The sequence below is a fragment of the Nonomuraea sp. NPDC049129 genome, assembly GCF_040648495.1.
In the GTDB taxonomy this organism is placed as follows: Bacteria; Actinomycetota; Actinomycetes; order Streptosporangiales; family Streptosporangiaceae; genus Nonomuraea.
The window spans coordinates 32,380-46,138 of the sequence record NZ_JBEZDU010000035.1 but is presented as its reverse complement, the minus strand read 5'-3'; the positions used below and the strand labels follow the sequence as shown (position 1 = coordinate 46,138).

The 13,759-nt window shown below is 69.4% G+C and carries 13 protein-coding genes and 2 pseudogenes; 6 read left to right on the top strand and 9 right to left on the bottom strand.

What is annotated here, in order from left to right:
• Nucleotides 1-30: 30 nt before the first annotated feature.
• Both AB0B64_RS54080 and AB0B64_RS54075 read right to left on the bottom strand, forming a co-directional pair.
• On the bottom strand, nucleotides 31-453 hold the full coding sequence (locus AB0B64_RS54080) for a cupin domain-containing protein (RefSeq protein ID WP_357957000.1): 423 nt from the start codon (nucleotides 451-453) through the stop codon (nucleotides 31-33).
• A gap of 89 nt (nucleotides 454-542) precedes the next feature.
• A complete protein-coding gene (locus AB0B64_RS54075; protein WP_357957002.1) occupies nucleotides 543-905 on the bottom strand; it encodes a GatB/YqeY domain-containing protein in 363 nt (120 codons plus the stop codon).
• A gap of 54 nt (nucleotides 906-959) precedes the next feature.
• On the opposite strand from AB0B64_RS54075, the gene AB0B64_RS54070 reads away from it, so the two are divergent.
• From AB0B64_RS54070 to AB0B64_RS54060, 3 genes are all read left to right on the top strand, one after another.
• Nucleotides 960-1,583, top strand: a complete 624-nt coding sequence (locus AB0B64_RS54070) for a TetR/AcrR family transcriptional regulator (RefSeq protein ID WP_357957004.1) — start codon at nucleotides 960-962, stop codon at nucleotides 1,581-1,583.
• A 131-nt stretch (nucleotides 1,584-1,714) separates the two neighbouring features.
• The gene (locus AB0B64_RS54065; RefSeq protein WP_358201799.1) at nucleotides 1,715-3,226 is read left to right on the top strand and encodes a carboxylesterase family protein; all 1,512 of its coding nucleotides are present in this window, start codon (nucleotides 1,715-1,717) and stop codon (nucleotides 3,224-3,226) included.
• Between the two features lie 179 nt (nucleotides 3,227-3,405).
• Nucleotides 3,406-3,810, top strand: coding sequence for an SgcJ/EcaC family oxidoreductase (locus tag AB0B64_RS54060; RefSeq protein ID WP_358201793.1), 405 nt, complete (start codon nucleotides 3,406-3,408; stop codon nucleotides 3,808-3,810).
• An 18-nt stretch (nucleotides 3,811-3,828) separates the two neighbouring features.
• On the opposite strand, the gene AB0B64_RS54055 is transcribed toward AB0B64_RS54060, so the two are convergent.
• From AB0B64_RS54055 to AB0B64_RS54035, 5 genes and pseudogenes are all read right to left on the bottom strand, one after another.
• Nucleotides 3,829-4,224, bottom strand: coding sequence for a VOC family protein (locus tag AB0B64_RS54055; protein ID WP_358201787.1), 396 nt, complete (start codon nucleotides 4,222-4,224; stop codon nucleotides 3,829-3,831).
• Nucleotides 4,225-4,294: 70 nt separating this feature from the next.
• Nucleotides 4,295-5,173, bottom strand: coding sequence for a helix-turn-helix domain-containing protein (locus tag AB0B64_RS54050; RefSeq protein WP_358201782.1), 879 nt, complete (start codon nucleotides 5,171-5,173; stop codon nucleotides 4,295-4,297).
• A gap of 31 nt (nucleotides 5,174-5,204) precedes the next feature.
• Nucleotides 5,205-5,627, bottom strand: a complete 423-nt coding sequence (locus AB0B64_RS54045; protein WP_358201779.1) for a nuclear transport factor 2 family protein — start codon at nucleotides 5,625-5,627, stop codon at nucleotides 5,205-5,207.
• A gap of 178 nt (nucleotides 5,628-5,805) precedes the next feature.
• Nucleotides 5,806-6,285, bottom strand: a pseudogene (locus AB0B64_RS54040) (CDGSH iron-sulfur domain-containing protein); the annotation flags it as partial.
• Nucleotides 6,286-6,479: 194 nt separating this feature from the next.
• Nucleotides 6,480-7,505 carry an alpha/beta hydrolase fold domain-containing protein gene (locus AB0B64_RS54035; RefSeq protein ID WP_358201772.1) on the bottom strand — a complete coding sequence of 342 codons (1,026 nt, stop codon included), beginning with the start codon at nucleotides 7,503-7,505 and terminating at the stop codon, nucleotides 6,480-6,482.
• Nucleotides 7,506-7,639: 134 nt separating this feature from the next.
• Here AB0B64_RS54035 and AB0B64_RS54030 point away from each other — a divergent pair, with 134 nt between their 5' ends.
• The 3 genes from AB0B64_RS54030 to AB0B64_RS54020 all read left to right on the top strand — a co-directional run bounded on the left by AB0B64_RS54030 (nucleotide 7,640) and on the right by AB0B64_RS54020 (nucleotide 12,315).
• The gene (locus tag AB0B64_RS54030; RefSeq protein WP_358201765.1) at nucleotides 7,640-8,947 is read left to right on the top strand and encodes an MFS transporter; all 1,308 of its coding nucleotides are present in this window, start codon (nucleotides 7,640-7,642) and stop codon (nucleotides 8,945-8,947) included.
• An 80-nt stretch (nucleotides 8,948-9,027) separates the two neighbouring features.
• Complete coding sequence (locus tag AB0B64_RS54025) at nucleotides 9,028-9,591, top strand: MarR family winged helix-turn-helix transcriptional regulator (RefSeq protein WP_358201759.1); 564 nt, start codon at nucleotides 9,028-9,030, stop codon at nucleotides 9,589-9,591.
• An 81-nt stretch (nucleotides 9,592-9,672) separates the two neighbouring features.
• A complete protein-coding gene (locus AB0B64_RS54020; protein WP_358201751.1) occupies nucleotides 9,673-12,315 on the top strand; it encodes a family 78 glycoside hydrolase catalytic domain in 2,643 nt (880 codons plus the stop codon).
• Nucleotides 12,316-12,963: 648 nt separating this feature from the next.
• Here AB0B64_RS54020 and AB0B64_RS54015 read toward each other — a convergent pair.
• Together AB0B64_RS54015 and AB0B64_RS54010 are read right to left on the bottom strand one after the other, a co-directional pair.
• Nucleotides 12,964-13,095 (bottom strand): annotated as a pseudogene (locus AB0B64_RS54015) (recombinase family protein); the annotation flags it as partial.
• Nucleotides 13,096-13,112: 17 nt separating this feature from the next.
• Nucleotides 13,113-13,706: a TetR/AcrR family transcriptional regulator gene (locus AB0B64_RS54010; protein ID WP_358201742.1), complete on the bottom strand. Its 594-nt coding sequence runs from the start codon at nucleotides 13,704-13,706 to the stop codon at nucleotides 13,113-13,115.
• Nucleotides 13,707-13,759: the final 53 nt, after the last annotated feature.

Here is a 13,759-nt window from a genome sequence, read left to right as displayed (position 1 = left end):
CAACGTGATGGGACATGGACTCTTCGTATATCAGGAGATGCTGGTGGCCCTCATGGTCGGGGTAACCCGTAGGTGCCGTCGTTCGGCCAGCTCCTCCGCGCTGACCATGGTCAGAATCGGGGTGCCCGGCAGCGCGAACATGGTCACCACCATCTGCGACCGCGCGTCCGGAAGGTTGTTGGCGCCCTGGAGGTGGATCACGTCGCCACCGGGCTCGAACAGGGCGTCACCGGCCTTCAGCACCCGGGGCGGCTGCCCCTCCAACTCGAAGAGGATCTCGCCCTCGGTCACGTAGCCGAAGATCGGCCCGGGGTGCCGGTGCGGCGGCGCGCCGGGGTCGCCGGGCGGCAGGGTGATCCGGACGGTCCTGGCCTCGGCGCCGGCCGGGATCCGGGCCGCCGCCTCCGGCAGGGTCGCGATCACCTCAACGCCTGGGGGCAGGTGTGCGCTCATGTGTTCCTCCATCCAAACGGGGATTGTCCGGAGTGAGGACAAGACGGCCGCCCCATTTGTGACAGCCCTATGGGGCGGTTGTGGTGTGTTCAGACGGTCGGCTCCAGGTACCGGCTCAGCACCTCGGCCTCCGCGCGGAGCCGCTCGGCGTGGTCGTCGTGGCCCAGCCGCTCGTACTCCCGCGCGGCGACCGAGCGCTCCCGCACTTCCTTCTCGACGATCGACAGCAGATCGGCCTCGGTGAGGAGACGACGTTCCACGTCGGCGGCGCCCAGGCCGGCGGTCGATCCTGCGAAGTGCTCGTTGTACTGCGGGCCGCCGGGCGACGGGGAGTCGACTGGGACGGCTTCGGCGTTCTCGATCGCCGCCAGAGCGGAGCGGAGTGCGGTGATCGCGACGCGGTCGCGGGCCTTGAGGGCGGTTTTCAGGTCGTCGCGCAGGTTGGCGCGCATGTGCCGAACTCCTGATTCGGGGTGAGGGTAACAATACGGCGGTACGATAGCGGGGTGCCGCGGGTTGCCGATCACGACCAGCGTCGTGTCCAGATCGCACGGGCATTCCAGCGCTTGCTCGCCGCGGAGGGGTTGGCCGGCGTCTCGTTCTCGCGCGTGGCGGCGGAGGCCGGGGTTTCGGTCGGGCTCATCCAGCACTACTTCGCCGGCAAGGACGAGCTGCTCCGCTTCGCCTACGACGACGCCGTGCGTCGCATGAGCGAGCGGGTGGGGGCGCGTGTCCGTGAGGGTTCGGACGCCGGTCTCCAGGTCGCGCGGGTGCTGCTCGACAGTCTTGTCGAGCTGTTGCCGCTGGACGAGGAGCGGGAGATCGAGTATCGCGTCCGGCAGTGCCTTTCGGCTCAGGCGCCATATCACCCCGGTCTCGCCGAGGTTGCCCGGCGGGCGGGCGGTGACCTGCTCGGATACGTCACGATGGCGGTCGAGGACGGCAGGAAGCGCGGTGAGGTCGATTCCGGCGTGGACGCCGTGCTCGCCGCCCGCATGATCCTCGCGACCTTGCAGGGCCTGGCCGATCAGGTCGCGCTCTCGGGTGCGGACGCGTTCTCGGCGCGCGACGTGTTGCGCCTGGTCGTCGCCACGGTGTTCGCCGGGCGTCACGATCGCTCACTCGCCTGACTGCGGCACTTTTCCCTCGCAATATGGTCATACTATTATCGTAGCAATATGAACATATTGCTACGGAAGCCCGGTGGGCCTGCGCCACTTCCAGAACCCGCGACGCGCACACTGACCACGGAGTTCGCACCATGACCCAGCACGTGACCGTACGGCTGAGCAGCGGTGCCGTCCGTGGCCGCCGGCTTGACGGCCATCTCTCGTTCCAGGGGATCCCTTATGCCGCGGCTCCGATCGGAGACCGGCGATGGCGGCCGCCCGCGCCGGTCGAGCCGTGGACCGGGATCCGGGACGCGATCGTGCCCGGAAACCCGGCGCCGCAGCTGGCCCAGTCGTTCGCGGACGTCACCTCCGTGGACGAGGACTGTCTGACGCTCGACATCACCGTGCCGGAGGCCGCCCAGGGCACCGGGCACCCGGTGCTGGTATGGCTGCACGGCGGCGGCGGGACGAACGGCAGTGCCGCTGCCTACGATGCTCAGCGGCTGGCCGTCGCCGGCGACGTCGTCGTCGTGGCACCGAACTTCCGGCTCGGCGTGTTCGGGTGCTTCGGCCACCCGGGTCTCGCCGACGGCGGCACCTTCGGTCTGCGGGATCAACAGGCGGTACTTCGCTGGGTGCGGCGGGAGATCGCGCGGTTCGGCGGCGACCCGGCGAATGTGACCCTGGCCGGAGAGTCGTACGGGGCCCTCATGATCGCCGCGCACCTCGTGTCACCCGCGTCGGCGGGGTTGTTCCACCGAGCGATCCTGCAGAGCGCGTTCTCGGTACTGGGCACGACGCCGACGCACACCTTCATTCCCGGTGTTCCGGAGCTCCCACCGAGATGGGCCCCAGTGGCCGAGCTGGAGCAGTTCGGCGCCGCGGTCGCGGCCGAGCGCGGCTGGGTCACGCCGGGCGTCGATCCCGAGTCGGCGCTCGCGCAGCTCCGGCGGGTCCCGGCGACAGATCTGCTCCAGGCGTCGGACTCCTTCATCCGGCCCGCTTTCGGCGGGATCACCCTGCCTGAGTCGCCCTCGACGGCGATACCGGCCGGACGCTTTCACCGGATACCGCTGATGCTGGGCGCCATGCGCGACGAGGCGCGTTTCTTCGTCGGGCTCTTCGCCGACCTCGTCGGCAACCCGGTCACAGCCGAGAGCTACCCGCGACTGGTGGCCGAGGCGTTCGGTGACTCGGCCGATCAGGTCGCCGCCCGCTACCCTCTCGACGGCTTCCCGACACCGAGCCTCGCCTGGGCCCAGATCGCCACGGACCGGGCCTGGGCGCGACCGGCCTGGGAGCTGGGCCGCGCCTTCGCCGCGCACACCGCCACCTGGTTCTACGAGTTCGCCGACCGAGCCGCCCCATCGCTCGTACCTCTTCCGGGGTTCCCGACCGGCGCCCAGCATTCGAGCGCCCTGGCGTACCAATTCGACTTTCCCGGCGGCGGTACGTCGCTGTCGGCGGCACAACGTGAGTTCGCCGACCGGATGAACCAGTACTGGACGACCTTCGCCCGCCACGGTGATCCCGCCCGCGCGGACCTGCCGGACTGGCCCGACGTCAGCACCGGTTACGTTCAGTTCCTGGCACCTGAACGGATCGGCGGCACGGACTACGTGGCCGAGCACAGCCTCGATTTCTGGGGACGAATGCCCTGACCTGCCCCGTCGTCCGCGCGGTGACCTGAGAAAGGACGGTCGATGGAGACCACGGCGGAAGGGTTGCCGGCCGCGGCCCGGGCCGGGGATCAGAGTGCCTTCGGCCATGTTCGGGCTCGCGCCTACGATTTTCGCCGATGGCTCGGGACGGATACATCCGCATCGGAAGGGCAGCCTCCATGTCGATCAACGAAGAGCGGATCCGCGGCCTGATCGAGGCCTGGGCCGAGGCCGTGCACCGTGGTGAGCTGGCGGCCGTTGCCGCCGACCACACCGAGGACATCGTGATGTACGACGTGCCCGGGGAGGTGCGCGGCATCGAGACGTACCGGAAGGCGTGGCCGCCGTTCTTCGAGTGGCAGGCGCGAGGAGCGATGTTCGAGATCGAGACGCTGGAGGTCACCGCCGGTGACGACGTCGCCTTCGCCCACGCCCTGCTTCGCTGCGGCATGCCCGAGGACGTGGCGCGGCACCGGCTGCGGCTGACGCTCGGCCTGCGCAAGAAGGACGGGCGATGGGTCGTGGCGCACGAGCACCACTCGTTCCCCCTCGCCGACCACAGTGCGGGCGGACAGGAGGGCTGAGGCCTCTCCGGGGGAGGCTCAGCGGAGCTCGCCGGTGATGATCCACAGATGGCCGAATGGGTCACGGACGCGGCCCGAGCGCTTGCCGTAGGGCCGGTTCTCGATCGGCACGAGCACCTCTGCGCCGTGGGCGATCATGCGTTCGCCGACCGCGTCCGGGTCGCCGATCTCGATCTCCAGGAGTACCGCGGAGCCGCCGAGGTCGCTTGGTGAGAGCCAGCCCCAGGAGGTGACGGCCGGCGAGACGCGGAAGGACGAACCACCGATGCGGTGGTCGACGACGGCGGGCCGTCCATCGTCGCCCTGCGGAGCACGGAACACTTGCTCAGCGCCGAGGGCGTCCTGGTAGAACGCCGACGCGCGGTCCGGGTCGGGCACGATGAGACGAGGGGTGATGCGGATATCTGGCGTCATGTGCCCATGGTGAGGTCGGGCGGGCGTAGGGGTCTTGAACATATGGGAACGAACGCGCCCGCATCGTTCGTCACCGGGACGCGCGCTCCTCGCCCGGCAGCCGGTTGGACGCACGCTCCTCGCCCGGTGACCGGTCGTGGGCCGGCCAACCCCGTACGGCCAGGCCTTCGGCGCGCAGCCACTCGGTGGGCGTGCACCCGGCCATGGCCCGCCACTCCCGGGTGAGATGCGCCTGATCGGCGAATCCCGACGCGGCGGCCACCGCCGCCAGACCGTCCCCTCCCCCACCGGCGGTGGCCACGAGCCGGCCCCGGACGGCCTCGAAGCGGACGAGCCGTTGGTACTCCTTCGGCGTCACCCCGAACTCGGTACGAACCGTGCTGCTCAGGTGCCGCCGGGAGCACCCGAGCAGCCGAGCCGCCTCCTGCACCCGGGTGGTCCCGGACAGGACCGCGAGCGTGGCCCGCAGCTCGCGACTGTTGGCGCGTTCGCCGTGCCGGGCCAGGCCGGTGAGCAGCGCGCGTTCGACGAGGGTGCGACGTTGCGGCCAGGACCGGCAGGCCGCCAAGCGCTCCGGCAGGTCCGCCATCGCCGGGACGACGTCGGCGAGATCGGCGATGTCCCCGGCCACCGCCGACGAGGGAAGTCCCAGCAGCGCGCCGGCACCCAGTGGGCTGAGCGTCAACCACACGCCGCGCGTGCACCCCTCTTGCCGCAGCTCGGCCGCGCTCAGATGGAGCCCGGCCACCACGGCCCGGAGCCGTCTGCGCGAACCGGGCCGCCCGACCCAGGCGATCTCCAGCGGGTCCTCCTCGGGAATCGTGATCGACACCGTGGATGAGGGAAGCCCGCGATGAACGCCGCCCGAGCCCGGCCCGAGATCGTACGCGGCCAGCGTCGCCACGAACGGCGCCAGGGCGGTGGAGATCTGATCGGCAGGCACGGTCACCTTGTCACACTACGGCGGACAAGCTCCACGGCTACTGGCCGCCATCGCTACCGAGACCCCCGAGAGGCGCTCGCCGCGCGATGATCTTGCGGTGGCTGATCCGCCACCCCTGGTCGCCGTACGAGATGACGTCGTCGTAGGTCGCGCTTCCGCAGGTGCCGCCCGCCATGATGGCGATCCCCTTGGACCGGGCGCGCACCTTGCCGTCGGCGAGTTCGGTGAGCACGACGTTGGTCACGTGATGGGCCACAGGGTTTCGCGCCCCCAGCGTGAGCGCGGCGTCCAGGATCGCCGCCACGCCCTCCAGCGATCCGACGCCGTAGTCGGTGGCGTCGTAGACGACGTCGGGGGTGAACAGCTCGTCCAGCCGGTCGAACTCGCCTTCGTCGAACAGGTGCCCGTGCAGGGAGATCAGCTCTGTGATGGCCGCGCGGTCGTCGGCGCTCAGTGTCATGCCGGCCAGAATAAGTGGGGAACTCCCCATTTAGCAACCGACGCCTCTTCGCCGCGCCTGCCGCAGACGCTGAAGGAGGGCGGCGTGTCCCCGGCAGCGCGTACGGCATGGGCTCGAAGAGTGTGGGATCCTCCGACAGCGGCGGATCGGCGAAGCCGATGTAGTAGTGCATGCCACTGCAGAGCGGCTTGTTCCGTGAATGGCCGCACCGGCACAGGCTGTAGTGCTCCCGGGAGGCGTCGCCGTCGAGCGGGACGCCGGTGATCCGGTACGGGCCGTCCTTGGACACCTCGATCCCGGGCTCGCGCCGCGGGTCGGGAACCTGGTGACCGTCGATCGTGGCGCGGAGCGCACCGGAGGGGCAGGCGCGTACGGCCCGGACGATCTCGTCGGCCCGGCCGCCGCTGGGCGTCACGAACGGTTCCTCGCCCACCCGGAACACCGTGGGCAGCCGATCGGTGCACAGTCCGGAGTGGGCGCACACGCCGCGGTTGTCCTGGACGGTGACCTGCACGCCTTCGTAGGAGTCGAGCCGGTCAGGCGTCCTGGCCGGGTCCTTGGCACCGCTGAACCCGATGCGGGCATGGCTGCCGTCGCACAGCGGTTTGGTGGCGGACTGGCCGCATCGGCACAGCGCCATCTGCGGGAACGTCTGGATGGGCTCGCCCAGCCAGTTGGTGACCCTCGAGACGTGCGGCGATCGCCCTGCCGAGCCCCTGGGCTGCGCCGGTCACGACGGCCCGACGGCCGCGTAGTGAGATGAGATCCGCAAGGGGGCGGCCGGGAACATCCGGAAAGGGGAAAGGCATGGGTGCTCCTTGTGCTCAGGGGATTCAATGAGATGGGACGCGGTCATGCGGCCGGCTTGGCGATCCATGAGCGGATCAGCTGCAGGGCCTCGGCGGCTTTGCTGGAAAACGGTTCAGCGAGAATGCCGTGGGCTGTTTCGCTCTGCATGGTAAGCACGGCTGTGCCTGCGGCGGCGCGGAGGGCGCGCGCGAAGTGCTCGCCCGATGCTCGGATGGAGTCGTACTCGGCGGTGATGATGAAGAAGGGCGGCAGCCCCGACAGGTCTCCGTTGGGCGGGAACGCGTAGGGATCGTCGAGCACGGATCGGCGGCCGGCGTAGTTGTGGGCCATATCGGTGAGGTCCTGCGGTTCGAAGAAGTTTCCCGCCGCGCCGGTCCGGATCCGGTCAATCTCCGCATCGTCCCAGGGCAACGCCTCGCTGTGCAGGAGCGGATAAGCCAGGACGACCGTCCGGGGAAGCCGCGACCCGGGAGTGTCACGCAGGCGTTTGGTCACGCCCGCGACCAGGTTGCCGCCGGCCGAGGCCCCTGCGAGGTGCAGCTTCGAGGCGTCAACTCCAAGACGTTCGTCGTTGCGGACAGCCCACCGCCAGCCGGCCAGCACGTCGTCCGATGGAGCCGGGTAGTGGATGCCATTCAGCGCTTTGCGATAGTCGAGCGTCAGTACGGCGACACCCTGATGGGCAAGCGCGAGGCCGACGCCGTGCGATTCGGTCATGTCCAGGTCGCCGCCGACGAACCCGCCGCCGTGAACCCACACCAGACCCGCCTCGGGAGTCGTGTGCGGACGATAAACGCGCCCGCGGACGACACCGTCCGGGCCAGGGATCGTGACGTTCTGCGTCGGGATGGAGAGGAACTCGGCCGGGTACTGGGCAGTGGGTGACATGATCCCGCCGGCTGCTTCGAGTAAGCGCAGCAGGTCAGGGAAGCGAGGAGTCGCCGTCCCTCGCGGGTTGGACATGATCCGGTCCACCCTTCTGGGTGCCACGGCGCCCATGATGCGGAGCATCCGGCCCATGGCGGCGTACTTCCACGAGCCGCGCGCCAGAACCAGCTTGTCATCCACTGCGTCTCCCTCGGTTCCGGCGAGTCGTGCGCCCTCAGAGAGGCGAGCATATCCCAGTGTATTGGCTTCAGGACAATAGTTGAGTACGGTGCCGCTAATCGGGTTCGACCCGCCCTGCCTGCCAAAGGTGAAGCATGTCCTCCTCATCCCCCCGCCCTCCCCGCCCCTGGTGGGTGGGCATCGTGTCCGGAATGGCCTCCTACATCGACGCCGCCGCCATCGTGAGCTTCGGCATCGCCATCATCGTGTTCCAAAGCGCCCTCGAACTGAACGAGCTCCAGGTCGGACTCGCCTCCGGGGCGCTGACCTTCGGCGTCGCCGTGGGCGCGATCTTCGGCGGCGGCCTGGGAGATCGATTCGGCCGCCGGCCGGTCTTCACCGTCACGATGGTAATGATCATCGTTGCCCTCGTAGCCTTGATGGTCGCGCCCTCCTTCGCCGTCCTGCTCGCCGGTGCGGTCCTCCTGGGCCTGGGCACCGGGGCGGATCTCCCCGTGTCGCTGTCCACGATTTCGGAAGCGGCGACGGACAAGAATCGGGGCCGCCTGCTCGGGTTCTCCAACCTGCTGTGGCTGGCTGGTGCGGTCGCCGCTTCGCTGCTGGGGTCGGCCGTCGCAGCCCAGGGCATGACCGGCGTGCGCATCATCTTCGGCCATCTGGCCGTGGTGGCGCTGCTGGTCCTGCTCGGCCGGCTCACCATCCCCGAATCCGAGGACTGGAAAGCCGCCCGCGCCCGGCGCTCGCACGGCGTCGCGGCGGCCAGCACCGACCGGACGCGCGTTCGCGAACTGCTCCGGACGCCCTACGCCGCGCCGTTCATGGCCCTGACCGGCTTCTACACCCTGACGAACCTGATCGCGAACACCACCGGCCAGTACGGCAACTACGTGCTCGTGAACTACGGCGGCGTCTCCCTGCAGACCGCCGCGCTGGTCGGTCTTCCCGTGCTGCCGATCTCCATCTTCGGCTGCCTGTGGTTCATGCGGATCGCCGACAAGCCCGTGCGCTTCCGCTACTTCACCATCGGCGCGGTCTTTCAGGTGCTCAGCCCGCTGGCCATCGCGATCTTCGGCGTGAACGTCGTGACGTATCTGGTGAGCATCGTCTTTACCGCCGTGGGCACGGCCTTCGCGTTCGAAGGCATCATGAAGGTCTGGGCGCAGCGGTCCTTTCCCACCCTGCTGCGCACGACCGCGCAGGGCCTGATCATCGCGGTCGCCCGCTTCGCGGCCGCGCTCGTCGCCGGCGTCACTCCCGTGCTTCTGGCCGCTGGACCCAGCGTTCTGTACGGAATCCTTGCCGCTCTGGGCCTGGCCGGCTGTGGCTGGGCGTGGCTCGTGTTCCGGACCAGGGACGCCCATGACGAGTTCGGATCCGGCACGGCGCCCCAAGATCCGACCCTGGCCGGAACGGACCTTCCCGCCTCCGGCCACGCCACCTGAGCCGAGGACTCGTGAGGCCCTGCCCTCGGGACCGACCCTCTAGAGTTCGGTGGGACAGGACCACGAGCAGGAGAGCCCGGTTGCCCAGACCCACCAAACTGACTCCGCCCGAGGTCCTCCGGGCGGAGGACCTCAGCCCCCTTGTCGGCGCGGAAGGACCTGACCTCTCCTCCGCGCTGTTCGCCCTCACGACCTGGGGCACCTCCACCCGGTTCCGTGAGCAGCTCATGTCCGCCTGCGACTTCCCGCTGCCAGGGGACCTGGCGGCGTTCCTCCTGGTCAACCAGCTGATCTACCGCGGAGTCGCGCGCCCCACCGACCTGGCCGACGCCATCGACACCGGACGGTCGAACATCAGCAAGGTGGTCGCCCGCCTGGAGGCGAGCGAATTGGTCTTCCGCGCCGCCGACCCCGCCGACGACCGGGCCGTCGTGGTCGCGCTGACCGACCACGGAAGAAGCGTCGCCCGGCGGATCCTGGCCGCCACCGAGGCGCTGCACATGCCCGCCGTCGAGCACTGGTCACCGGAAGAGATCGCCATCCTGGGCCAGCTGCTCGTCAAGCTCGCCAGATCGCTGGACGCCCTGCCGAACCACCCCCTCTCTTCTGCGGCTGGCGTCTCTCTCGATACCCCATCACCTTGACTATTGTCCCTAAGACAATTGTTGCTAGGCTCGCGATCAGCTGACCAGCCGGCAGCCGCCGCTCGCCTCGATGGAGAAGTCATGGCATCGCCAGCCAATGCCGGGGATATCCGGGCCACCACCGCCTCGCGGCCGTCTGATCTCCGCACCGATCGCCGGGTGGACCCCATCGGGCTGGACTCGGCCCGCCCCGAGTTCTCCTGGAGGCCGGGCGACCTTGCCCAGCAGTGGTACGAACTGGAGGTCACCGACTCCGCCAGCGAGAAGGTCTGGACCTCAGGCCGGGTTACCGGTGAGCGCCCTTTCGGCGTGCCGTACGAGGGCCCCGCGCTTCGGGCGAAGACACGGTATGTCTGGAAGGTGCGCGTGGGCGACGACGGCCGCGCCAGCGACTGGTCCGACCCGGCGACGTTCGAGACCGGCCTGCAGGATGAGGACTGGTCGGCCATCTGGATCACCGACGACCAGCCGACCGACTCACGACGCACCCTGTACTTCCGCGGCGCCGCCACGCTGCCGCCCCAAGTCGTGCGGGCCCGCGCATACGCCACGGCCCTGGGCTGGTACCGGCTGTTCGTCAACGGGACGGACATCACCGGGCACGCGCTCGTCCCCCGGTGGACACCGCTCGACCAGTACGTCGAGTATCAGGTCTACGACATCACCGACGCCCTACGCGCGGGCGAGAACGTCTTCGACGTGATCGTCGCCGACGGGCGCTACCGCGGCCGCAACGGGTTCCAGTCGCGAGGAGCGGTCTTCGGAGACCGGCTCGCCACCCTCATGCAGATCGAAGCGGAACTCGCCGACGGCACCAGCGTCACGCTCGGTTCCGACACGACATGGACGGTCGGCGCCGGTCCCGTCCGCACCGCCGATCACAAGCACGGAGAACGCGTCGATCTCCGGCTCGCCTACCAGCCGGGGATCTCGCTCCCGCTCGACGCCCGCCCGGCCGTCGAGCTTGCGCACCACGACCGCCGACTCATCGGCGAGGAGGTCGAGCGCGTCGGTGAGGTCGGACGCCTGCCCGGCCGCATCACGAAGACTCCCCAAGGCGTCATCCTGGTCGACTTCGCGCAGAACTTCGCGGGCGTGGCCCGCGTTCGGCTGTCCGGAGCGCCGGGCACGACGGTGCGGCTGTCCTACAGCGAGGTCCTCACCCCTGACGGAGAACTCGACGTCCACTATCTGGACCTCTTCGGCCGCTCCAAGGAGTGGTTCCAGCGTGACGAGGTGACCCTCGGCGAGACGGCGGCCGACTACACGCCGTGGTTCACCGTTCACGGCTTCCGGTACCTCGCGATCGAGCCCCTCACCGACGACGAGGCCTTCCGCGTCGAGGACGTCGAAGGGATCGTCCTTTCCACCCCCCTGCGCTCGACGGCCACCTTCGCGAGCTCGGACGAGCGACTGAACCGCTTGTGGTCGAACGTGGAATGGTCGCTCCGCTCCAACTTCCTCGATACGGCCACCGACTGCCCAACCCGGGAACGTTCGGGATGGACCGGCGACATCCAGATCTTCGGCCCGACCGCGTCCGTGATGGTCGACGCCGGCCCGTACCTCCGCCGCTATCTGCGTAACCTCGCCGCCGAACAGTTCCCGGACGGAGGAGTGCCCACCGTCATCCCCCGCGAATGGTCGCAGTTCAGCGGCGGGAAAGACCAGCAGTACGCCTTCCGCTCGGCCGCCGGCTGGGGCGACACCGCCGTCATGCTCCCCTGGACACTGCACACCTACTACGACGGCCCCGAGATCCTGCGACGCCAGTACCCATCCATGCGCGCCTGGGTGGAGAACATCGCCCGCATCGCGGCAGAATCCTCGGGACTCGTGCGCCGATTCGGCCGGCGCGCCGGCCGGCTGGAGCGCTACGTCGTCGACACGGGAATGCACTTCGGAGAGTGGCTGCGGCCCGGCGAGAACATGATCACACAGATGATGCGCAACAAGATACGCCCGCCCGCCGAAGTCGCCACCGCCTACTTCGCCCACTCCTGCCACCTTCTCGCCCGCATCGCCCAGCAGCTGGACCACGCAAGCGACGCAGAACGCTATGGGGAACTCGCGGAGCACGCGCGAAGCGCCTACCGCGCCGCTTTCGTCCGCGAGGGCGGGGCCCGCATCGGCGCCGGCAGACAGGACGACTACGTCCGCGCACTGGCGTTCGGCCTGCTCGAACCCGCCGAACAAGACCGCGCCGCCACACGGCTGGCCGCGCTCATCGAGGACAACGGCGGGCACCTGGCGACCGGTTTCCTCAGCACCCCGATGCTGTTGTCGGTCCTGGCGGAGGTCGGGCGCAGCGACCTGGCCTACCGCGTGCTGCTGCAGTCATCGCCTCCCTCCTGGCTGCACCAGATCGAGCGAGGCGCCACGACCATCTGGGAAACGTGGGAGGGTCACGACCGGAAAGGCGCCGCCCGGATGTCCCACAACCACTACGCGTTCGGGTCGGTTGCCGGATGGCTGTTCGAGCACGTGGTCGGCATCCGCCCTGTCGAGCCCGGCTATCGGCGCTTCGCCGTGGCGCCCACGCCGGGAGGCGGGCTCACGTCCGCCGGAGGGACATTGGAGACCGGCTACGGGACGATCGCGGCGAGCTGGCACGTCACCGACGCGACCACCGTGCTCGAGGTCACCGTGCCGCCGGGCACGCAAGCCGAAGTTCACCACGAAGGCGACGTTCGCCGCCTGGGCGCCGGCACCCACCGGCTCTGACAACTGGCATGCGCCAGCGGCGAAGCACGGCGGTCCCAGGTCACCGCATCGGGGCCGGACAGGGCAGACTGCGACCTTCGGACGAGCGTTACCATCATGGCCCGACCTCGGCCCCATCATGACCTCGGCCATGATGGGGCGGCTTATGATCCGCAGTGGCGCTTCGAAGGGTGCGGGGTCGACATGGCACGCTCCGCAGTACCTGTCTGCGGCAGGGGTCGCTTTGCCGGCATGGCCGCCGGCCCGATTGCCACCGCCTGGCATGCGCCCCCCGCAGGCGTCCTCCTGCCTGTCGCGCGAGTACATCCGCGACCTGACCGGCCAGGCCCGTCAAGGCCCAGGGGACGGCTGCATGCGGGGAGCTATCGCAGGCGGATCGCCTCGGCCATCCCTGCCGCCACCATCGCCACGCGCCATGCCACAGATCGTCCCAGACCGGCACCGGCCGCCCGCCGCACCTTCATGACATCGAGACCCGGGGCCGGCCTCCCGCACCATGATCATTTGTTGCGCTAACCGTCTGTGCGATGGAACCGAATCCGGCGTCAACCACGTCCCGAAGACCGCAACGGCAGGGGTTCACTGACCTGGGGGAACCCCGCTAACGCCGGATTCCGTTCCAAATCTCTCTGACCCCCGCTGCTTGGACAGCGCGATGAGGTGTTCCAGGGAGCGGCCGAGCCGGTCCAGCTTGGTCACCACGAGCTGGTCGCCCGGACGGAGCACGAGCAGCGCCTTGTCGAACTCGGGACGGCGGGCGAGCTTCCCCGACGCCTTGTCGATGACGGTCGGCAGGGTCACCGGGCTGCGGGCCAGGCGTGCATGGCGACGGCGATGGATCGAAGGAGTTCGTCGCGGGTGGCGCCGCCAGCGGCCTGGACGGCGATGCCGTTGCTGGTGACCATCACATAGCGCGCCAGGTCGGCGACATCCGTGTCGGCCGGCAGGTCGCCGTCGTCGACTCCTTGCCGCAGGCGCTGCCCGATGGCGTCGAGGATGGCGGCTCTGCGGGCGGCGAGTGCCCGGCGGACGGGCTCGCTGGCGTCTCCGACGGCGAGTGCGCCCTGGACGAGCAGGCAGCCGTGGGGGGTGGAGGGACCGGTGCACAGTACTGCGGTCGACCGCAGGAACGCCTCGACGGCGCCGCGTGCCGTTTGTTCCTCGGCGAACTCCGAGGCCGCGGAGTGGAAGCTCTGCGCGTACAGGTCGAGGGCCTTCATGAAGAGGTCTTCCTTGTTGCCGAAGGCGGCGTACAGGCTCGGCCTGTTGATGCCCATGGCGGTGGTCAGATCCGTCATCGAGGCGCCCTCGTAGCCCTTGGCCCAGAACACCTTCAAAGCGCTGACCAGTGCCGCATCCATGTCGAACTCGCGGGGTCGTCCGCTCTTCATACCTTCCCACCTGCCCGGTCTTCTGTACCGCCGAGTATAGATCCGCTTGACGG

What these genes read in the sequence shown, in the direction of transcription:
- AB0B64_RS54080 (WP_357957000.1), bottom strand. Translation starts at nt 453, where the DNA reads ATGAGCGCACACCTGCCCCCAGGCGTTGAGGTGATCGCGACCCTGCCG.
- AB0B64_RS54075 (WP_357957002.1), bottom strand. Translation starts at nt 905, where the DNA reads ATGCGCGCCAACCTGCGCGACGACCTGAAAACCGCCCTCAAGGCCCGC.
- AB0B64_RS54065 (WP_358201799.1), top strand. Translation starts at nt 1,715, where the DNA reads ATGACCCAGCACGTGACCGTACGGCTGAGCAGCGGTGCCGTCCGTGGC.
- AB0B64_RS54060 (WP_358201793.1), top strand. Translation starts at nt 3,406, where the DNA reads ATGTCGATCAACGAAGAGCGGATCCGCGGCCTGATCGAGGCCTGGGCC.
- AB0B64_RS54055 (WP_358201787.1), bottom strand. Translation starts at nt 4,224, where the DNA reads ATGACGCCAGATATCCGCATCACCCCTCGTCTCATCGTGCCCGACCCG.
- AB0B64_RS54045 (WP_358201779.1), bottom strand. Translation starts at nt 5,627, where the DNA reads ATGACACTGAGCGCCGACGACCGCGCGGCCATCACAGAGCTGATCTCC.
- AB0B64_RS54030 (WP_358201765.1), top strand. Translation starts at nt 7,640, where the DNA reads ATGTCCTCCTCATCCCCCCGCCCTCCCCGCCCCTGGTGGGTGGGCATC.
- AB0B64_RS54020 (WP_358201751.1), top strand. Translation starts at nt 9,673, where the DNA reads ATGGCATCGCCAGCCAATGCCGGGGATATCCGGGCCACCACCGCCTCG.
- AB0B64_RS54010 (WP_358201742.1), bottom strand. Translation starts at nt 13,706, where the DNA reads ATGAAGAGCGGACGACCCCGCGAGTTCGACATGGATGCGGCACTGGTC.